Origin of the sequence: Streptomyces sp. NPDC049687 (assembly GCF_044465285.1) — a bacterium.
Taxonomy (GTDB): domain Bacteria; phylum Actinomycetota; class Actinomycetes; order Streptomycetales; family Streptomycetaceae; genus Streptomyces.
This window is the reverse complement of the sequence record NZ_JBITLN010000012.1, coordinates 151,717-170,648: the sequence shown is the minus strand read 5'-3', so window position 1 is coordinate 170,648 and position 18,932 is coordinate 151,717. Positions and strand designations below refer to the sequence as shown.

Annotated in this window: 20 protein-coding genes; 19 read left to right on the top strand and 1 reads right to left on the bottom strand. The window is 70.8% G+C overall.

The features are described 5' to 3' along the window. Positions 1-27 precede the first annotated feature (27 nt). A complete protein-coding gene (gene ffh / locus ACIBVL_RS32200; protein WP_399102673.1) occupies positions 28-1,578 on the top strand; it encodes a signal recognition particle protein in 1,551 nt (516 codons plus the stop codon). Between the two features lie 92 nt (positions 1,579-1,670). Continuing rightward, the gene (gene ftsH, locus ACIBVL_RS32195) at positions 1,671-3,602 is read left to right on the top strand and encodes an ATP-dependent zinc metalloprotease FtsH (RefSeq protein WP_399102671.1); all 1,932 of its coding nucleotides are present in this window, start codon (positions 1,671-1,673) and stop codon (positions 3,600-3,602) included. A 16-nt stretch (positions 3,603-3,618) separates the two neighbouring features. On the opposite strand, the gene ACIBVL_RS32190 is transcribed toward ftsH, so the two are convergent. Next, positions 3,619-4,503: a class I SAM-dependent methyltransferase gene (locus tag ACIBVL_RS32190; protein ID WP_399102668.1), complete on the bottom strand. Its 885-nt coding sequence runs from the start codon at positions 4,501-4,503 to the stop codon at positions 3,619-3,621. Between the two features lie 200 nt (positions 4,504-4,703). Here ACIBVL_RS32190 and proS point away from each other — a divergent pair, with 200 nt between their 5' ends. The 17 genes from proS to whiG all read left to right on the top strand — a co-directional run bounded on the left by proS (position 4,704) and on the right by whiG (position 18,881). Next, a complete protein-coding gene (proS, locus tag ACIBVL_RS32185) occupies positions 4,704-6,119 on the top strand; it encodes a proline--tRNA ligase (protein ID WP_399102665.1) in 1,416 nt (471 codons plus the stop codon). 260 nt (positions 6,120-6,379) lie between these two features. Further along, positions 6,380-6,979 carry a hypothetical protein gene (locus ACIBVL_RS32180; protein ID WP_399102663.1) on the top strand — a complete coding sequence of 200 codons (600 nt, stop codon included), beginning with the start codon at positions 6,380-6,382 and terminating at the stop codon, positions 6,977-6,979. 374 nt (positions 6,980-7,353) lie between these two features. Next, entirely contained in the window at positions 7,354-7,773 is a 420-nt protein-coding gene (gene rpsP / locus ACIBVL_RS32175; protein WP_399102661.1) for a 30S ribosomal protein S16, read from the top strand. A 2-nt stretch (positions 7,774-7,775) separates the two neighbouring features. Continuing rightward, positions 7,776-8,015 carry an RNA-binding protein gene (locus ACIBVL_RS32170; protein WP_003973401.1) on the top strand — a complete coding sequence of 80 codons (240 nt, stop codon included), beginning with the start codon at positions 7,776-7,778 and terminating at the stop codon, positions 8,013-8,015. 101 nt (positions 8,016-8,116) lie between these two features. Then, positions 8,117-8,659, top strand: a complete 543-nt coding sequence (rimM, locus tag ACIBVL_RS32165) for a ribosome maturation factor RimM (RefSeq protein ID WP_399102659.1) — start codon at positions 8,117-8,119, stop codon at positions 8,657-8,659. Then, the gene (gene trmD, locus ACIBVL_RS32160; protein ID WP_399102657.1) at positions 8,659-9,492 is read left to right on the top strand and encodes a tRNA (guanosine(37)-N1)-methyltransferase TrmD; all 834 of its coding nucleotides are present in this window, start codon (positions 8,659-8,661) and stop codon (positions 9,490-9,492) included. Before rimM ends, trmD begins: the two co-directional genes overlap by 1 nt. Positions 9,493-9,625: 133 nt before the next feature. Then, positions 9,626-9,976, top strand: coding sequence for a 50S ribosomal protein L19 (gene rplS, locus ACIBVL_RS32155; RefSeq protein WP_020128707.1), 351 nt, complete (start codon positions 9,626-9,628; stop codon positions 9,974-9,976). Between the two features lie 79 nt (positions 9,977-10,055). After that, on the top strand, positions 10,056-10,754 hold the full coding sequence (gene lepB / locus ACIBVL_RS32150) for a signal peptidase I (protein ID WP_399102655.1): 699 nt from the start codon (positions 10,056-10,058) through the stop codon (positions 10,752-10,754). Beyond that, positions 10,747-11,847 (top strand): signal peptidase I, encoded by a 1,101-nt coding sequence (gene lepB / locus ACIBVL_RS32145; RefSeq protein ID WP_399102653.1) that lies wholly within the window; start codon positions 10,747-10,749, stop codon positions 11,845-11,847. The genes lepB (ACIBVL_RS32150) and lepB (ACIBVL_RS32145) overlap by 8 nt, the downstream gene beginning before the upstream one ends. Continuing rightward, entirely contained in the window at positions 11,735-12,715 is a 981-nt protein-coding gene (gene lepB / locus ACIBVL_RS32140) for a signal peptidase I (protein ID WP_399102651.1), read from the top strand. The genes lepB (ACIBVL_RS32145) and lepB (ACIBVL_RS32140) overlap by 113 nt, the downstream gene beginning before the upstream one ends. 101 nt (positions 12,716-12,816) lie before the next feature. Next, positions 12,817-13,599: a signal peptidase I gene (gene lepB / locus ACIBVL_RS32135; protein WP_399102649.1), complete on the top strand. Its 783-nt coding sequence runs from the start codon at positions 12,817-12,819 to the stop codon at positions 13,597-13,599. Further along, positions 13,589-14,113 carry an NUDIX hydrolase gene (locus tag ACIBVL_RS32130; RefSeq protein ID WP_399102647.1) on the top strand — a complete coding sequence of 175 codons (525 nt, stop codon included), beginning with the start codon at positions 13,589-13,591 and terminating at the stop codon, positions 14,111-14,113. Before lepB (ACIBVL_RS32135) ends, ACIBVL_RS32130 begins: the two co-directional genes overlap by 11 nt. 56 nt (positions 14,114-14,169) lie before the next feature. Next, a complete protein-coding gene (locus ACIBVL_RS32125) occupies positions 14,170-14,478 on the top strand; it encodes a DUF2469 domain-containing protein (RefSeq protein ID WP_005311352.1) in 309 nt (102 codons plus the stop codon). Between the two features lie 87 nt (positions 14,479-14,565). Further along, a complete protein-coding gene (locus ACIBVL_RS32120) occupies positions 14,566-14,973 on the top strand; it encodes a YraN family protein (RefSeq protein WP_399102645.1) in 408 nt (135 codons plus the stop codon). Between the two features lies 1 nt (position 14,974). Beyond that, positions 14,975-16,597, top strand: a complete 1,623-nt coding sequence (locus ACIBVL_RS32115; RefSeq protein WP_399102643.1) for a YifB family Mg chelatase-like AAA ATPase — start codon at positions 14,975-14,977, stop codon at positions 16,595-16,597. Further along, entirely contained in the window at positions 16,594-17,754 is a 1,161-nt protein-coding gene (gene dprA / locus ACIBVL_RS32110) for a DNA-processing protein DprA (protein WP_399102641.1), read from the top strand. The genes ACIBVL_RS32115 and dprA overlap by 4 nt, the downstream gene beginning before the upstream one ends. 284 nt (positions 17,755-18,038) lie before the next feature. Continuing rightward, complete coding sequence (gene whiG / locus ACIBVL_RS32105; protein ID WP_399102639.1) at positions 18,039-18,881, top strand: RNA polymerase sigma factor WhiG; 843 nt, start codon at positions 18,039-18,041, stop codon at positions 18,879-18,881. Positions 18,882-18,932: the final 51 nt, after the last annotated feature.

Below are 18,932 nucleotides of genomic sequence, written 5' to 3'. Positions count from 1 at the left end.
TCACCGACCCCGAGGACCGCGAGCGCCGTGTTCGATACTCTCTCCGATCGCCTCTCAGCGACTTTCAAGAACCTGCGCGGCAAAGGACGGCTCTCCGAGGCGGACATCGACGCCACCGCGCGCGAGATCCGCATCGCGCTTCTCGAGGCGGACGTGGCCCTCCCGGTCGTCCGCACGTTCATCAAGAACGTCAAGGAACGCGCCCTCGGAGCCGAGGTCTCCCGGGCGCTGAACCCCGCCCAGCAGGTCCTGAAGATCGTCAACGACGAGCTGGTCACGATCCTCGGCGGCGAGACCCGCCGGCTGCGCTTCGCCAAGCAGCCGCCCACCGTGATCATGCTGGCCGGTCTGCAGGGTGCCGGTAAGACCACCCTCGCGGGCAAGCTCGGCCGCTGGCTGAAGGAGCAGGGCCACTCGCCGCTGCTCGTCGCCTGCGACCTGCAGCGCCCCAACGCCGTCAACCAGCTCAGCGTCGTCGCCGAGCGCGCCGGTGTGGCGGTCTACGCCCCGCAGCCCGGCAACGGCGTCGGCGACCCGGTCCAGGTCGCCAAGGACTCCATCGATTTCGCGAAGTCCAAGGTCCACGACATCGTGATCGTGGACACCGCCGGCCGCCTCGGCATCGACCAGGAGCTGATGCGGCAGGCCGCCGACATCCGCGACGCGGTCTCGCCCGACGAGATCCTCTTCGTCGTCGACGCGATGATCGGTCAGGACGCCGTCAACACCGCCGAGGCCTTCCGCGACGGCGTCGGCTTCGACGGTGTGGTCCTCTCCAAGCTCGACGGTGACGCCCGCGGCGGTGCGGCCCTGTCGATCCGCCAGATCACCGGCAAGCCGATCATGTTCGCGTCGAACGGCGAGAAGCTCGACGACTTCGACGCGTTCCACCCCGACCGGATGGCCTCCCGCATCCTCGACATGGGTGACCTGCTCACCCTGATCGAGCAGGCGGAGAAGACGTTCAGCCAGGAAGAGGCCGCCAAGATGGCCTCGAAGCTGGCGTCCAAGAAGGGCCAGGACTTCACCCTGGACGACTTCCTGTCCCAGATGGAACAGGTCAGGAAGATGGGCAGCATCAGCAAGCTGCTCGGGATGCTGCCGGGCATGGGGCAGATCAAGGACCAGATCAACAACCTCGACGAGCGGGACGTCGACCGCATGGCCGCGATCATCAAGTCGATGACTCCGGCCGAGCGCCAGGACCCGGCGATCATCAACGGCTCCCGCCGCGCCCGTATCGCCAAGGGCTCGGGCGCCGAGGTCAGCGCGGTGAAGGGCCTGGTCGAGCGGTTCTTCGAGGCCCGCAAGATGATGTCCCGCATGGCCCAGGGCGGCGGCATGCCCGGCATGCCGGGGATCCCGGGCATGGGCGGCGGCCCCGGCCGGCAGAAGAAGCAGCCGAAGCAGGCCAAGGGCAAGCAGCGCTCCGGCAACCCGATGAAGCGCAAGCAGCAGGAGCTGGAGGCGGCCCAGCGCCGTGAGGCCCAGGCCCAGGGCGGCAACGCCTTCGGGCTGCCGCAGCAGGGCGCTCAGGACTTCGAACTGCCGGACGAGTTCAAGAAGTTCATGGGCTGACGCCTTTCGGGACACGTCGCTGAGGGCGCCCCCCGCTCGGGAGGGCGCCCTCAGCGCATGCCGGGGCACGCCGTGTGCCGTAACGTCCAGGTATGAGCAATGCCGCTCCGCCGCGCAGGGCACCTGACCAGCCATGGCGCACCGAGGGCACTCCCGACGAGGGGCGACGGCCTCCCGACGGCAGGAGGATCCGCGGCCGGTGGTGGGGGCTCGCCGTCACCGCCGTGGTCGTGTTCCTGCTGGTCTACATCGGGCTGAACTACCTCGGGGGCAACGAGCCGACGATCTCGTACACGGAGTTCAGCAGGCAGGTCGACCAGGGCAACGTCGACAAGATCTACTCCAAGGGCGACGCGATCCAGGGCCAGCTCAAGAAGGCCCGGGACAACCCCGACGGCGGCGGCGACTACACCAAGTTCAAGACCCAGCGGCCCGCCTTCGCGGACGACGACCTGTGGCGGAACCTGAGCAGCCACGACGTCACGGTGACCGCGCGGCCGGTCGTGCAGCAGCGCAGCCTGCTGTCCAACCTGCTGCTCTCGCTGGCGCCGATCGTGATCCTGGTCGCCGTGTGGGTCTTCTTCGCCCGGCGGTTCCGCGGCGGCCTCGGCGGGGCGGGCGGCATGCTCGGCCGCAAGGCGCCGCCCAAACCGGTCGAGCTGCGGCCGGGCACCCAGCGCACGACCTTCGCCGACGTGGCCGGCATCGACGAGGTCAAGGGCGAGCTGGACGACGTCGTCGACTTCCTGGAACATCCTGACGCCTACCGCAGGATGGGCGCCAAGATGCCCCGCGGGGTGCTGCTGGCGGGCTCGCCCGGCACCGGCAAGACGCTGCTGGCGCGCGCGGTGGCCGGCGAGGCGGGCGTGCCCTTCTTCTCCGCCTCGGCGTCCGAGTTCATCGAGATGATCGTCGGCGTCGGCGCGTCCCGGGTCCGTGAGCTGTTCGCCGAGGCCCGCAAGGTGGCCCCGTCGATCATCTTCATCGACGAGATCGACACCATCGGGCGCGTCCGCAGCGGCGGCGCGTCGGTGAGCGGTCACGACGAGCGCGAGCAGACGCTGAACCAGATCCTCACCGAGATGGACGGCTTCTCCGGCTCGGAGGGCGTCGTCGTCATCGCGGCGACGAACCGCGCCGACATCCTCGACCCGGCGCTGACCAGGCCCGGCCGCTTCGACCGGGTGGTCAACGTCTCCCCGCCCGACCGCGGCGGACGCGAGGCGATCCTGCGCATCCACACCCGCGGGATCCCCCTCGCCTCCGACGTGGACCTGACCCAGGTGGCCCGCACGACCCCCGGCATGACGGGTGCGGATCTGGCCAATCTCGCCAACGAGGCCGCCCTGCTCGCCGTCAAGCGCAAACAGGAGCAGGTGACCCGGTCCGACCTGTCGGAGGCCCTGGAGAAAGTGCAGCTCGGGGCCGAGCGCACCCTCATCATGCCCGAGGAGGACCGCCGCCGCACCGCCTACCACGAGAGCGGCCACGCCCTCCTCGGCATGCTGCAGCCGGGCGCCGATCCCGTCCGCAAGGTCACCATCGTGCCGCGCGGCCGTGCCCTCGGAGTCACCATGTCGACCCCCGAGGTGGAGCGGTACGCGCACTCGGAGGAGTACCTGCGCGGCCGCATCATCGGCGCCCTCGGCGGGATGGCGGCCGAGCAGGTGATCTACGGGGTCGTCACGACCGGCGCGGAGAACGACCTCGAACAGGTCACCAACATCGCGCGCGGGATGGTCGCCAGGTGGGGCATGAGCCCGCGCGTGGGCCGCCTCTCCGCTCTCCCCGGTGACGCACAGCAGGCGTACGGCCTCGCCGCCGCCCCGGGGACGCTCGACGTCATCGACCACGAGATGCGCCGTATCGTCGACGAGTGCTACGAGGAGGCGTGCCACAAGCTCCGGGAGCACCGCGGTCAGTTGGACGCCCTGGCCGAGGCGCTGATGGAGCACGAGACGCTGGACGAGGTGGACGCGTACCGCGTGGCGGGCATCACCCGCCTGCGCAAGGAGGAGGGATGACTCCGCGGAGCGGGCGTCAGGGCGTCCGGGCGATCAGGTACCGGAACACGTTCGGCATCCACACGGTGCCGTCCCGCCGCCGGTAGGGGTGCAGCGCCTCCGTCAGCTCCTTGTCGACCTGCTCCTGGTCCGTGGCCGCGACCGCCGGGTCGAACAGGCCGGTGGACAGCAGGCCCCTGAGGGCGCTGTCCACCCCCGCGTACCCGAAGGGGCAGGCCACCCGCCCGGACCCGTCCGGCCTCAGCCCGGCCCGCCGGGCGGCCTCCTCCAGGTCGTCCCGCGGCGTCTGACGTAACCGGCCGATTCCGCCCGGCGGACCGTCCGGCCCGCCGGCGCGAGCCATCGAGTCCGGTCCGGCCACGGCCCGCAGCACGCCCCAGGTGGCGCAGCGCTCCGGCGGACCCCAGCCGACCAGCACCACGGGTGCCCCCCGCTCGGCGCGCGGGGTCGCGGCCTCCAGCAGGCCGACCAGGCCCTCCGCGTCGCCCTCGAGGCAGCCGATCGGTTCGAAGGCGGTCACCAGGTTGTACGCGGGCGTCCCGGCGTCGGCCCGGTCCCCGGGCGACCTGTCGGTCAGCCGGATGTCTCCGCGCGCGTGTGCCTCCTCCGCCCCGGACAGCAGCCGCTCGCGCGCGAGGGTCAGCCGCTGCGGGGAGGAGGGCTCGACACCGGTGAGCGCCGCGCCTCTGGAGGCCGCCATCAGCAGGGCGAGCCCGGAGCCGCAGCCGAGTGCCAGGAGCCGGGTGCCCGCCCCGACCTCCAGACGCTCGTAGACGGCCTCGTAGAGCGGAACCAGCATGCGCTCCTGGATCTCGGACCAGTCACGCGCGCGTGCACCCAGGTCCGCGCGGGACACCGGCCCCGCGTGAGGAAGGTGCTGCCGCACGAGCACAGGTGTCATGAATAAGCGCCCCAATCCGCCGAGAGTTGCCGTTGTACCGATCAGGTGGCCCCCGTGACAGTGCGTGCGCACTTCCCCCGTATGCCAGGTAACTCCCCCTCCGCTGCCGCGTCCAGAGGTCTAGGGTCCCCGGCTTGTGGACCTGCGGTGCGCGTGGCGAGAATTCACATTCCCGCAACTTGGGCCCGTACCATCGCGCCATGGCCAAGGCACCCGTTCTCACCCCGCGGGCGGACGACTTCCCCCGCTGGTACCAGGATCTGATCAACAAGGCAGAGCTGGCCGACAACGGTCCGGTGCGCGGCACCATGGTCATTCGACCGTACGGGTACGGGCTCTGGGAGCGGATGCAGGCCGAGATGGACGCCCGCATCAAGGAGACGGGCACCCGCAACGCGTACTTCCCGCTGCTGATCCCGCAGTCCTACCTCACCCGCGAGGCCGACCACGTCGAGGGTTTCGCGCCCGAGCTGGCCGTGGTCACACACGGCGGCGGCAAGGAGCTGGAGGAGCCGGCGGTGGTCCGGCCCACCTCCGAGACCATCGTCAACGAGTACTTCTCCAAGTGGGTGCAGAGCTACCGCGATCTGCCCCTGCTGATCAACCAGTGGGCCAACGTGGTCCGTTGGGAGCTGCGGCCCCGGCTCTTCCTGCGCACCTCGGAGTTCTTGTGGCAGGAGGGCCACACCGCCCACGCCACCTACGAGGACGCCCGCGACTTCGCCGCGCACATCCAGCGCGAGGTCTACGGCGACTTCCTGACGAACGTCCTCGCCATGGACTTCGTCTCCGGCCGCAAGACGGTCAAGGAGCGCTTCGCGGGCGCCATCAACACCCTGACCCTCGAGAGCATGATGGGTGACGGCAAGGCCCTGCAGATGGTCACCAGCCATGAGCTGGGCCAGAACTTCGCCAAGGCCTTCCACACTCGGTACCTGACGAAGGACGGCACGCAGGAGCACGTCTGGCAGACCTCCTGGGGCTCGACGACCCGCATGATCGGCGCGCTGGTGATGACCCACGGCGACGACGACGGTCTGCGGGTGCCGCCACGGCTGGCGGAGGTCCAGGCCGTCGTCCTCGCGATCAAGGGCGACGAGGCGGTTCTGGCCAAGGTCCGCGAGCTCGGCGACCGGCTGAGGGCGGCCGGGATCCGCGTCCAGGTCGACGACCGCACCGACGTCCCCTTCGGGCGGCGCGCGGTCGACTGGGAGCTCAAGGGCGTGCCCGTGCGCATCGAGATCGGCCCCCGCGACCTGGAGAACGGCACGGCGATGCTGGCCCGCCGGATTCCTGGTGGCAAGGAGCCGACGGCGCTCGACGGTCTCGTGGAGCTGCTGCCCGCCGTCCTCGAAGAGGACCAGGCGCTGCTGCTGAGGCAGTCCCGCGAGCGGCGGGAGTCCCGTACGACGGACGTGTCGACGATCGAGGAGGCCGTCGAGGCGGCCACGGCCGGCCGCTGGGCCCGCATCCCCTGGGCCGTCCTCGGCGAGGAGGGAGAGGCCCGGCTCGCCGAGCACGCGGTGACCGTGCGGTGTCTGGTCGCCGAGGACGGGTCGGTGCCGGACGACGGGGACGCGCCCGGTAACGTCGCCGTCGTCGCGCGCGCTTACTGAGACAGCGCCCTCCGCCGGGCAGAGCGACCGAAACGCCCCTTGCGCCCCGCCGCACTCCTGTTCCCCGGCGCGCGGACAACTCGTACGCGCCGGGGCGTACCGCGAACTACGCACCAGCTTGGTACGAGCTGTGAGGCTTCTCCGCAGATCAGCGCACCCGCCCTCGTCAGGACGCATCAGCGGCAACTGACGGGTACGTGCAAATTATTTGGGATGCCCCGGAATAGGAACACAGCGGCACCCCCGCTCGTTGTCATTACGTGAGCACGACACAGACACCACCTGTTCTCGCCGCAGAGCTGGCACAGGCGTGGGCCGACATTCAGCGGTACCACCCCGAGCTGCCGGACCTTGCCGCGCCAGAGTCCCTGATCGGGGAGTCGTCGTCCGCCTGCGGTCACGAGCTCTCCTTCGAGCGACTGCTCCATGAGGCAGTCCACGGCATCGCCGCAGCCCGCGGCGTTCGCGACACCTCCCGCGCCGGCCGCTACCACAACCGCAGATTCCTCGCGATCGCCGAGGAACTGGGCCTGGACCACCCCGAGGAACCGCACCCGAGCAGCGGCTTCTCGCTGGTCACGCTCAACCCCGAGGCCAAGCGCCGCTACCGCCCGACGATCGAGCGCCTGCAGCGGGCCCTCAAGGCCCACACGGTGGCCACCTCCGCCGACAACACCACCCGCACCTTCCGCGGCCCCGCCGCCCGCCACGGCTCCTCCGGCGGCGGCGTCCGGGTGAAGGCGGTCTGCGACTGCGGTCGCAACGTCCGGGTGGTCCCGTCGGTCCTGGCCCAGGCCCCGATCGTGTGCGGCGGCTGCGGGAAGCCGTTCCGCATCCCCGAGATCGCGGGCGCGGCGTAACGGCGTACCGCCCAGCACCGGCATCTCGTGGCTGTCGGTTCGGGCCGGGCGTCATCGGCGGGGTGCACCCCGTTGCGGGCAGTCGTGCCGCGGGCGGCACGAGTGGACGCGGCGGCACCCCGCCGGCACCGGGCCGTGCACCCGACGCACGCCCACCGCGGCGCCGGGTGCTATTCAGGCATGCCCGGACGCAGGCCACGGCCCCTCGGCCCAGGGCGACCCACCGGGTATGGCACAATGGCTAGCTGTACTCGACAGTCGCACAGGACCCCTCTCTCCTCCGGCTGACGCGTCCATCGGGCACTCGGGTACCGCAACCCCACGCGGCTTTCTCGCCGTGCCCAACCACGTCAATTCCAGGAGAACCCACTCCCGTGGCAGTCAAGATCAAGCTGAAGCGTCTGGGCAAGATCCGTTCGCCTCACTACCGCATCGTCGTCGCCGACTCCCGTACCCGTCGTGACGGTCGTGCGATCGAGGAGATCGGCAAGTACCACCCGACCTACCACCCGTCGGTCATCGAGGTGGACGCCGACCGCGTGGCGTACTGGCTGGGTGTCGGCGCGCAGCCGACCGAGCCCGTCCTCGCCATCCTGAAGAAGACCGGCGACTGGCAGAAGTTCAAGGGCGAGCCCGCCCCGGCTCCGCTGCTCGTCGCCGAGCCGAAGAAGGCGCGCCCGTCGTTCGAGGCCCTCGGTGGCGACGACCAGGGCAAGGGTGAGGCGATCACCCAGAAGAAGAAGTCCGAGAAGAAGGACGAGGCCGCGGCTGAGTCCGAGTCGACCGAGGCCTGAGCATGCTCGAGGAGGCTCTCGAGCACCTCGTGAAGGGCATCGTCGACAACCCTGACGATGTGCAGGTCGCCTCGCGCAACCTGCGCCGCGGGCGAGTGCTCGAGGTCCGGGTCCACCCGGACGACCTCGGCAAGGTGATCGGCCGCAACGGCCGCACCGCACGCGCTCTGCGCACCGTCGTGGGCGCCATCGGCGGTCGCGGTGTCCGTGTCGACCTCGTCGACGTGGACCACGTCCGCTGACGCTTATCGCAACCGGCTCGGGCCGGGGAGGGCCACTGGGCCGTCCCCGGCCCGTGTTCGTATGCGAGGCCCGTGTTCGTTACGACAGGAGATCTCCAGAAGTGCAGCTCGTAGTCGCCCGGATCGGCCGCGCCCACGGCATCAAGGGCGAGGTAACCGTCGAGGTCCGCACCGACGAGCCGGAACTCAGGCTCGCCCCGGGTGCCGTCCTGGCCACCGACCCGGCCTCCGCCGGACCGCTCACCATCGAGACCGGCCGGGTGCACAGCGGCCGGCTGCTTCTGCGCTTCGAGGGAGTTGCCGACCGCAACGCCGCCGAGGCCCTGCGCAACACCCTCCTGATCGCCGACGTCGATCCCGAGGAGCTGCCGGAGGAAGAGGACGAGTACTACGACCACCAGCTCATCGACCTCGACGTCGTGACCGAGGACGGTGTCGAGGTGGGCCGGATCACCGAGATCTCGCACCTTCCTTCCCAGGACCTCTTCATCGTCGAGAGGCCCGACGGGAGCGAGGTGATGATCCCGTTCGTCGAGGAGATCGTCACCGAGATCGACCTGGGCGAGCAGAAGGCGGTCATCGACCCGCCGCCCGGCCTGATCGACGACCGCGCGGTGATCGACTCCTCCCGGGACGAGGCGTAATGCGTCTCGACGTCGTCACGATCTTCCCCGAGTACCTCGACCCGCTGAACGTCTCCCTCGTCGGCAAGGCACGCGCGCGTGGCCGGCTGGACGTGCGCGTGCACGACCTGCGGGAGTGGACCTACGACCGCCACAACACGGTCGACGACACGCCGTACGGCGGCGGGCCCGGCATGGTGATGAAGACCGAGCCCTGGGGCGACGCCCTGGACTCGGTCCTCGCCGACGGCTACGAGACCGGCTCACGGCAGCCCGCGCTCATCGTCCCGACCCCCAGCGGCCGTCCCTTCACCCAGGAACTCGCCGTCGAACTCTCCGAGCGCCCCTGGCTGATCTTCACCCCGGCCCGCTACGAGGGCATCGACCGACGGGTCGTCGACGAGTACGCCACCCGCATCCCGGTCTACGAGGTCTCCATCGGCGATTACGTCCTCGCCGGCGGCGAGGCGGCCGTCCTGGTCATCACCGAGGCCGTGGCCCGGCTGCTGCCCGGTGTCCTCGGCAACGCCGAGTCCCACCGCGACGACTCGTTCGCGCCCGGCGCCATGGCCAGCCTGCTGGAGGGGCCGGTCTACACCAAGCCCACGGAGTGGCGCGGCCGGGGCATCCCGGACGTGCTGCTCAGCGGCCACCACGGCAGGATCGCCCGCTGGCGTCGCGACGAGGCCCTGCGCCGTACGACGGCCCACCGGCCCGACCTGATCGAGCGGTGCGAACCCAAGGCCTTCGACAAGAAGGACCGCGAGATGCTCTCGATCCTGGGCTGGGAACCCGACCCGGCAGGTGAGCCGTACGGTCGATTTTGGCGCAGGACCGGCGGCGTGGAAGAATAGGCCGCTGTTGTGCGTCGTCCGGCGTGCGCCCCTGCCACAGGGGGACACGACGCCCGCCCCGACGGGCACGGCAGACCTCCTGGAAACCTAGTTCCGCTGATGACCTGTGGCATCGGCGAAGAAAGCAGACGAAATGTCTCACCTGCTCGACTCCGTCGACGCCGCGTCGCTGCGCAGCGACGTCCCGGCCTTCCGCCCGGGTGACACCGTCAACGTCCACGTCCGCGTCATCGAGGGCAACCGCTCCCGTGTGCAGCAGTTCAAGGGCGTGGTGATCCGCCGTCAGGGCGCCGGTGTCCGCGAGACCTTCACGGTCCGCAAGGTCTCGTTCTCCGTCGGCGTCGAGCGCACGTTCCCGGTGCACACCCCGATCGTCGAGAAGATCGAGCTCGTCACCCGCGGTGACGTGCGTCGCGCCAAGCTGTACTACCTCCGTGAGCTGCGCGGCAAGGCCGCGAAGATCAAGGAGAAGCGCGACAACTGAGCGCACACGGTGGATCCACTGCTGATCCACTGAGCACACTCGGGTGATCCACAGAGGGGCCGGATAGCATCTGAACCCGATGGACACCGAAGCTCAGCCGACGACGGAGCGCGACCGCTCCTCCCGCCCTGATCCAGGGGCTGTGGAGGGACGGTCGCGTTTCTCGTTGGCGGCGCGGATCACGCAGTGGCTTCCGGGGGGCCGGATCAGTCTGACTCTCCTGATCTGCCTGGTGTTTTTGCTTGCCCTCAACGCTTTCGTGGTTCAACCGTTCCAGATTCCCAGCGGATCCATGGAAAACGGATTGAGGATCGGCGACCGCGTTCTCGTAAATAAGTTGGCGTACCGTTTCGGGGCCGAGCCGCGGCGCGGCGACGTCGTCGTGTTCGACGGCACCGAGTACTTCGGGAACTCCGACTACGTCAAACGCGTCGTGGGTGTAGGCGGAGACCACGTGGTCTGCTGTGACAAGGGAGGGAGGATCCAGGTGAACGGCCGGTCGGTCGACGAGTCGACGTTCCTCTATCCGGGCGACAGCCCGTCCACGGTGGACTTCGACGTCACGGTTCCCCAGGGCACCCTGTTCGTCCTCGGCGACCATCGCGGTGCCTCCAGCGACTCGCGCGACCACCTGGGCTCACCGGGCGGCGGCATGATCCCCGTGGACCGGGTGATCGGCCGTGCCGACTGGATCGTATGGCCGTACGCGCACATGACCCGTGTGTCCCGCCCGAGCGCCTACGCGCGGGTGCCCGGCGCGGAGGGCGCCCATGGGTAACCGCGGCAAACCTCGCGGCGTCCCGACATCCGCCGCGGACCAGCTCCTGCCCACCGGCGCCCGGCGCGCCGCCAGCCCCGCCGGTGGCCGCACGCGCGCGGAGCGGCGCAAGCTCCAGCGCAAGGTCAAGCGCAAGCGCAGGCGGTCGGCGGTGCGGGAGATCCCGCTCCTGGTCGGTGTCGCCGTCCTGATAGCCCTGGTCCTGAAGACCTTCCTGGTGCAGGCCTTCGTGATCCCGTCCGGCTCGATGGAGCAGACGATCCGCATCGGCGACCGCGTCCTGGTCGACAAGTTCACCCCGTGGTTCGGCTCCAAGCCGCAGCGCGGGGACGTCGTCGTGTTCAAGGACCCCGGCGGCTGGCTCAACGACGAGACGACCACGACGAAGAAGTCGGACCCCGTCGTCGTCAAACAGATCAAGGAAGGTCTCACCTTCATCGGTCTGCTGCCCTCGGACAACGAGAAGGACCTCATCAAGCGGGTCGTCGGCGTGGGCGGTGACCACGTCAAGTGCTGTGACACGCAAGGGCGAGTCACCGTCAACGGCGTTCCCCTGGAAGAGGGAAGTTATCTGTACCCCGGGAACAACCCCTCCGACACGGCCTTCGACATCACCGTCCCCCAGGGCCGGCTGTGGGTGATGGGCGACCACCGGGGCAACTCCGCGGACTCCCGCTCCCACCAGAACACGGACTACGGCGGCACGGTCTCCGAGGACGAGGTCGTCGGTAGGGCCATGGTGATCGCCTGGCCGCTCGGCCACTGGGAGCGTCTCAAGGAACCGCAAACTTTCTCTTCGGTGACCGGCTCGACCGCCACGGCGACTTCGTCCGCCCGGCTGTCGCATAGGGTTGCCTCGGACGATCCGAACGGAACGATCCGACAACTCCCGAGCCCTGCGGAACTCCCGCTCGTTATGGGAGTGGTGGGCCTGCGTCGTGCATGGGGCGGCAGGCAGCGGCACGGAGTAAGGAGTTGGCGTGGGGGATGTGGCGGTTGGCGCACGGTCCGGGCACGACGGCGAGGAGCACCGCGGACGTCCCGTGGACACCGCCGACCCGGCCGGGGACGGCGCCGTGACCTCCGGGAGTGACCCGGCGGCGGGCGGCGAGGGCCCCCCGGCGGACGAGCCCCCGCGGGGCGGCGGTGACGGGCCGGACGACGGGTTCCCGAAGGCGAAGAAGCAGCGCTCCTTCTGGAAGGAGCTGCCGATCCTGATCGTCATCGCGCTCGTCCTCGCCCTGATCATCAAGACGTTCCTGGTGCAGGCGTTCTCGATCCCGTCCGCGTCGATGGAGAACACCCTCAAGGAGGGCGACCGGGTCCTCGTCGACAAGCTGACGCCGTGGTTCGGTTCCGAGCCCGAGCGCGGCGAGGTCGTCGTCTTCCACGACCCGGACAACTGGCTGGCCGGCGAGGCGACGACCGACCCGAACGCCGTGCAGACCTTCCTCAGCTGGATCGGCCTGATGCCGTCCGCGGAGGAGAAGGACCTGATCAAGCGGGTCATCGGCGTGGGCGGCGACACCGTCTCCTGCAGCGGCACGGGCCCGCTGAAGGTCAACGGCAAGGCGCTGAACGAGCCGTACGTGTACCCGGGCAACACCCCGTGCAGCCAGGACGACCAGGGAGGTCAGTTCTCGGTCAAGGTCCCCAAGGGCTCCATCTGGGTCATGGGCGACCACCGCCAGAACTCGCGCGACTCCCGCTACAACCAGTCGGACAAGAACCACGGCATGGTCCCCGTCGACCAGGTCGTCGGCCGCGCCATCGTCAAGGCCTGGCCGATCAACCGCTGGGGCACGCTGCCGGTGCCGGACACCTTCGACCAGTCCGGCCTCGACAACCAGTCCTCGGCCGCGGCGGTCCTGACGGTCGCCCCGGAGGGCCTCGCACTCGCCGGAGCCGTGCCGCTGGTCCTGTTGCGCCGCCGGCGCGCGCAGGCGGCGGAAACCCGCTGACGCCGTCGGCCCCCGGTCTGTAAACCCTTTCCCAAGCTTGTGACCTCGGCTGGGGAGGAAGGGCTGACCTCGTTCGGTACCGCCGGGTAGGGTGCGGACCCATGGGCGGCGAGAGCACGACACGTACGGCCCCGCGCAGTGGCGGTGGCACCAGCAGTGGCCCGGTGGGCAGCCGGACCGGACAGCGTCTGTCCGGCCTGGTCGTCGCACTGGGCCTTGTGCTGTTCCTCGGAGGGTTCGCCTGGGGAGCGCTGGTCTACCGGCCGTACACCGTGCCCACCGGCTCCATGAGCCCGACGATCGAGCCCGGCTCCCGGGTGCTCGCCCAGAAGGTGGAGGGCGCCGAGGTGCGCCGCGGCGACGTCGTCGTCTTCACCGACAAGACGTGGGTGAGCAACGCGCCCGTGGTCAAGCGGGTGGTAGCGGTCGGCGGCGACACGGTCTCCTGCTGCACCGACGGCAAGCTGACCGTCAACGGCAAGGAGATCAAGGAACCGTATCTGCCGCCGGGCAGCCTGGCCGAGCTCAAGGGCTTCCCGACAGTGAAGGTACCGGCCGGCCGGCTCTTCCTCCTCGGCGACGAGCGGCAGGGCTCCCTGGACTCCACCGCGCACCTCACGGACGCGGCGCAGGGCACGGTGGCGCGCACCGCCGTCTTGGCGCGCGTGGACGCCGTAGTCTGGCCCTGGGAGGGCCTGCTGAAGCGCCCCACGGGCTTCGAGACGCTGGGCGCGCTGTCCGAGCAGGGCCCGCTGCGTGTGATCCTGTGGATGGTCGTCGGCGGGACCGTGCTGATCCTCGGCGGCGCCGCCTACGGCCCGATCGCCAAGCGGACGTCCGGGCGCCGCACCCGCACCCTGCCGGAGCCTGCCGGTGCCCGCTGAGACGGCGGACGCGGGCGCCGACACGCACGAGGGCGGCCTGCGCAAGGTGGCCCGGGTGGTCCTGCTCGACCCGCGGGACCGCATCCTGCTGCTGCACGGCCACGAGCCGGACGATCCGGCCGACGACTGGTGGTTCACGCCCGGCGGCGGTGTGGAGGGCGACGAGACCCGTGAAGAGGCGGCCCTGCGGGAACTCGCCGAGGAGACCGGCATCACCGACGTCGAACTCGGCCCGGTGCTGTGGCGGCGGAGGTGTTCGTTCCCGTTCGCGGGCCGCCGCTGGGACCAGGACGAGTGGTACTACCTGGCCCGTACGACCGTGACGGCGACCCGGGCCACCGCCCTGACCGAGCTGGAGCGGCGCAGTGTCGCCGGAGCGCGCTGGTGGACGTGTCAGGAACTGACCCAGGCACATGAGACGGTGTATCCGATCAGACTCGCCGAGCTGCTGGGCAGGCTGTTGGACGAAGGTCCCCCGGCCAGACCCGTAACCCTTGACACGGAAATCGTCTAGGGGCTCGCGGGACTGGCGCACAATGGGGGGATCGCACGGCTGAAGGGGAACATGCCATGAGCGCCGAGGACCTCGAGAAGTACGAGACCGAGATGGAGCTGAAGCTCTACCGGGAGTACCGCGATGTCGTCGGTCTGTTCAAATACGTGATCGAGACCGAGCGTCGTTTCTATCTGACCAACGACTACGAGATGCAGGTGCACTCGGTCCAGGGCGAGGTGTTCTTCGAGGTATCGATGGCGGACGCCTGGGTGTGGGACATGTACAGGCCGGCACGGTTCGTGAAGCAGGTGCGGGTGCTCACGTTCAAGGACGTGAACATCGAGGAGCTGAACAAGAGCGACCTGGAGCTGCCGGGCAGCTGAGGCCGTGTCCTGGCCGCTCGTGTGGGTGACGGAGTTTTCCCCAGGCGCTGACGTGTCCACCAAGATCCTTTTCATGGTGGCGGATGCGTGACCGTGGGTGCCGGAGGTGGTGCCCACATGAGCACGAACACGGATCTGGCGCGGGGCGCGCTCGGCAGGTACGGCGAGGAGCTGGCCGCCCGACGGCTGGCCGGGGCCGGGATGACGGTCCTGGAGCGCAACTGGCGCAGTGGCAGGACCGGCGAGATCGACATCGTCGCGCGGGACGGGGACGTCCTGGTCGTCTGCGAGGTCAAGACCCGCAGGGGCGGCGGTTTCCAGCACCCCATGGCGGCGCTGACAGCCGAGAAGGCGGAGCGTCTGCGCGGCCTCGCCGAGCGATGGGTCCAGGCCCACGGAGGAGCTCCGCCGGGCGGGGTCCGCATCGACCTGGTCGGCGTCGTCCTGCCCCGCCGTGGAGCGGCCGTCGTCGAGCACGTGCGGGGGGTGGCCTGAGATGGGGTTCGCGCGTACGTGTTCGGTGGCGCTGGTGGGCGTCGAGGGCGTCGTCGTCGAGGTCCAGGCGGACCTGGAACCCGGGGTCGCCGCGTTCACCCTGGTGGGCCTCCCGGACAAGAGCCTGAGCGAGAGCCGGGACCGGGTGCGGGCGGCGGTGGTGAACTCGGGCGGTGAGTGGCCGCAGCGGAAACTCACCGTCGGCCTCAGCCCGGCGTCGGTGCCGAAGGCCGGCAGCGGGTTCGATCTCGCCGTCGCCTGCGCGGTCCTCGGCGCGGCCGAGCGGATCGACCCCCGCGTCCTGGCCGACATCGTGATGATCGGGGAGCTCGGCCTGGACGGACGGGTGCGCCCCGTCCGGGGCATCCTGCCCGCCGTCCTGGCCGCGGCGGAAGCGGGCTACGAACAGGTGGTCGTCCCCGAGTGCGCGGCGGCCGAGGCCTCGCTGGTGCCGGGCGTCTCCGTGCTCGGGGTGCGCAGTCTGCGGCAGCTGATCGCCGTTCTGGCGGACGAGCCGGTGCCCGAGGAGGAACCGGACGACGTGGGCCGGCCGGATCCGCTCCTCGCCGGCCTGCGCATGCCGGGCACGGGCGCGGCCACCGGCATGCACGGCGGCGGCGCCCCGTACGACCAAGGGCACGACCTCGCGGACGTGGTGGGGCAGCGTTCGGCACGGACGGCGGTGGAAGTGGCGGCGGCCGGCGGCCACCACCTCTTCCTGGAAGGGCCACCGGGGGCGGGCAAGACCATGCTCGCGGAGCGGCTGCCGGCCGTCCTGCCCAGGCTGACCAGGGAGGAGTCGCTGGAGGTCACGGCGGTGCACTCGGTGTCCGGACTCCTGCCGACGGGCAAACCCCTGATCGACGTCGCCCCCTACTGCGCCCCGCACCACTCGGCCACGATGCAGTCACTGGTCGGCGGTGGTCCGGGAATCGCCCGTCCCGGTGCCGTCTCGCTGGCGCACCGGGGCGTGCTCTTCCTCGACGAGGCTCCGGAATTCAGCACCCAGACCCTCGACGCCCTGCGCCAGCCCCTGGAGGCCGGCCATGTCGTGATCGCGCGCAGCGCGGGCGTCGTGCGGTTCCCCGCGCGGTTCCTGATGGTGCTCGCGGCCAACCCCTGCCCCTGCGGCCGCTTCTCCCAGCGGGACACCCAGTGCGAGTGCCCGCCGTCGGCGATCCGCCGCTACCACGCCCGGCTCTCCGGTCCCCTGCTGGACCGCGTCGATCTGCGCGTCGAGGTGGACCCGGTCGGCCGGCACGAACTCGCCCACCGCGGCCCCGGAGGGGAGTCCACGGCGACCGTCGCCGACCGCGTCCGGGCGGCCAGGGAGCGCGCGGCGGCGAGGCTGACGGGCACGCCGTGGCGCACGAACAGCGAAGTGCCGGGACGGGAGCTGCGCAGCCGCTGGCACGCGGCGACGGGCGCGATGGACGAGGCCGAGCGAAACCTGGAACGGGGCGTGCTGACGGCCCGTGGGCTCGATCGTGTCCTCAGGGTCGCCTGGACCATCGCCGACCTCGTCGGCCACGACCGGCCCGACGTGACGGACGTCGCCCTGGCCCTGCAACTGCGCACGGGGGTGCCGCGCGGCGTACCGATGGCGCTCGGGGCCCTGACGTGAACGGCACCGACGCGCCGGGACCCGACCGGCTCGCCCGGGTCTTCCTCACCCGGGTCGTCGAGCCCGGGGACGAGGTGGGTGGGCGGTGGGTGCGGGAGCGCGGGCCCCTGGAGGTGGTGCGGCGGTTGCGGGAGGACGAACCGCTGCCCGGGGTGACTCCACGGCGGTGGGAGGGGCTCAGGGCGAGGGCCGCCGCGGCCGAGCCGGTGCGGGATCTGGAGGTGGCCGGGGCCGCCGGGGTGCGGTTCGTGTGTCCGGGGGACGCCGAGTGGCCCGGAACCCTGGACGACCTCGGCGACGCGCGCCCGCTCGGGCTGTGGGTGCGGGGGCGGCCCAGCCTGCGGATGTGGGCACTGCGCTCGGTCGCCGTCGTCGGCGCCCGCGCCTGCACCGAGTACGGCGCCCACATGGCCGCCACCCTCGCCGCCGGCCTCGCCGAACGGGGATGGGTGGTCGTCTCCGGCGGGGCCTACGGCGTCGACGGCGCCGCCCACCGGGGCGCCCTCGGCGCCGGCGGCGCCACCGTCGCCGTGCTGGCCTGCGGGGTCGACCGGCCCTACCCGCGCGGCCACACCGAGCTGATCAACAGGATCGCCGGCCAGGGGCTGGTGGTGGGGGAGCTGCCACCGGGGGACCATCCGACGCAGAGCAGGTTCGTCCTGCGCAACAGGGTGATCGCCGCGCTCACCCGCGGCACGGTGGTCGTCGAGGCCGCCTACCGCAGCGGCTCGCTGGTCACCGCGCGGGCGGCACAGCGGCTGGGCAGGCACACCATGGGCGTACCCGGACCGGCCACCAGCGGGCTCTCCGCCGGGGTGCACGAAATACTGCGCGGGGAGGGGGCCGTGCTGGTCACCGACGCCGCGGAGGTCGCCGAGCTCGTCGGCGACATGGGCGATCTGGCCCCGGACCGGCGCGGGCCCGTGCTCCCGCGCGACCTGCTGGAACCGGGCGCCCGCCGTGTCCTCGCCGCGCTCCCCGGCAGCAGATCCGTCACGGCGGACGAGGTGGCCCGCGGCGCCGGGACCAGCCCGGACGACGCGATCGCGAGACTGTACGAACTCAGAGCACTCGGTTACGTCGAACGACACGGCGACGGCTGGAAGTTGACACGCCAGGCGATGGTCTCCGTTCGAGGGGGTGGAAGCCCCTGCTGACCGACCCTGTTCGGCCGTCCGGGGGAACGCCGAAGCCCTTGGGATTTCCCGTAGTTGACCTCCTTCGGCGGTCACCCGGAGCGACCGCCCCGCCCCTTTGGGGCACCCAGCGGAACGTATCTGCGTACCGGTCCGGTCACGTCCTTCGCGCACCGCGACACTCCAGTCACGCTACGCTCACGAGGATTCCGGTACAGAACGGCAGCAGAGCGACTTCATACCAGTAGGCCACCCAGGCACCCCCGACTCCACGTACTTCACGGCAGAACGGCACAAGGCGACGAATGCCCCAGCACACCTCCGGGTCCGACCGGGCGGCGATCCCCCCAGCCGCCCGTGACGGTGGCAGCGTGCGGCCGCCCGCTCCCTCGACGCTCGACGAGCTGTGGCGGTCGTACAAGGCGACGGGAGACGAGCGGCTGCGGGAGCAGCTGATCCTGCACTACTCGCCCCTGGTGAAGTACGTGGCGGGGCGCGTCAGCGTCGGGCTGCCGCCCAATGTCGAGCAGGCCGACTTCGTCTCCTCCGGGGTCTTCGGGCTGATCGACGCGATCGAGAAGTTCGACCTCGACCGGGAGATCAAGTTCGAGACCTACGCGATCACCCGCATCCGGGGCGCGATGATCGACGAGCTGCGGGCGCTGGACTGGATCCCGCGGTCCGTGCGGCAGAAGGCGCGCAACGTGGAGCGGGCGTACGCGACCCTGGAGGCGCGGCTGCGGCGTACGCCGTCGGAGGGCGAGGTGGCCGCCGAGATGGGGATCGGCGTCGACGAACTCCACGCGGTGTTCAGCCAGTTGTCGCTGGCCAACGTGGTCGCTCTGGAGGAGCTGCTGCACGTCGGGGACGAGGGCGGCGACGGCCTCAGCTTCATGGACACCCTGGAGGACACCGCCGCCGACAATCCGGTGGAGGTGGCCGAGGACCGGGAGCTGCGGAGGTTCCTGGCGCGGGCGATCAACACCCTGCCCGACCGGGAGAAGACCGTCGTGACGCTCTACTACTACGAGGGGCTGACGCTCGCCGAGATCGGGAACGTGCTGGGCGTGACCGAGAGCCGGGTCAGTCAGATCCACACCAAGTCCGTGCTCCAACTGCGCGCGAAGCTGGCGAGCTTCGGGCGGTGACCGGGCCGGACGGGGCCGAGCGCGCACCATCACTCCCGCCGGGGGTGCCAC

What these genes read in the sequence shown, in the direction of transcription:
- ftsH (WP_399102671.1), top strand. Translation starts at nt 1,671, where the DNA reads ATGAGCAATGCCGCTCCGCCGCGCAGGGCACCTGACCAGCCATGGCGC.
- ACIBVL_RS32190 (WP_399102668.1), bottom strand. Translation starts at nt 4,503, where the DNA reads ATGACACCTGTGCTCGTGCGGCAGCACCTTCCTCACGCGGGGCCGGTG.
- proS (WP_399102665.1), top strand. Translation starts at nt 4,704, where the DNA reads ATGGCCAAGGCACCCGTTCTCACCCCGCGGGCGGACGACTTCCCCCGC.
- ACIBVL_RS32170 (WP_003973401.1), top strand. Translation starts at nt 7,776, where the DNA reads ATGCTCGAGGAGGCTCTCGAGCACCTCGTGAAGGGCATCGTCGACAAC.
- trmD (WP_399102657.1), top strand. Translation starts at nt 8,659, where the DNA reads ATGCGTCTCGACGTCGTCACGATCTTCCCCGAGTACCTCGACCCGCTG.
- rplS (WP_020128707.1), top strand. Translation starts at nt 9,626, where the DNA reads ATGTCTCACCTGCTCGACTCCGTCGACGCCGCGTCGCTGCGCAGCGAC.
- lepB (WP_399102655.1), top strand. Translation starts at nt 10,056, where the DNA reads ATGGACACCGAAGCTCAGCCGACGACGGAGCGCGACCGCTCCTCCCGC.
- lepB (WP_399102653.1), top strand. Translation starts at nt 10,747, where the DNA reads ATGGGTAACCGCGGCAAACCTCGCGGCGTCCCGACATCCGCCGCGGAC.
- lepB (WP_399102649.1), top strand. Translation starts at nt 12,817, where the DNA reads ATGGGCGGCGAGAGCACGACACGTACGGCCCCGCGCAGTGGCGGTGGC.
- ACIBVL_RS32125 (WP_005311352.1), top strand. Translation starts at nt 14,170, where the DNA reads ATGAGCGCCGAGGACCTCGAGAAGTACGAGACCGAGATGGAGCTGAAG.
- ACIBVL_RS32115 (WP_399102643.1), top strand. Translation starts at nt 14,975, where the DNA reads ATGGGGTTCGCGCGTACGTGTTCGGTGGCGCTGGTGGGCGTCGAGGGC.
- whiG (WP_399102639.1), top strand. Translation starts at nt 18,039, where the DNA reads ATGCCCCAGCACACCTCCGGGTCCGACCGGGCGGCGATCCCCCCAGCC.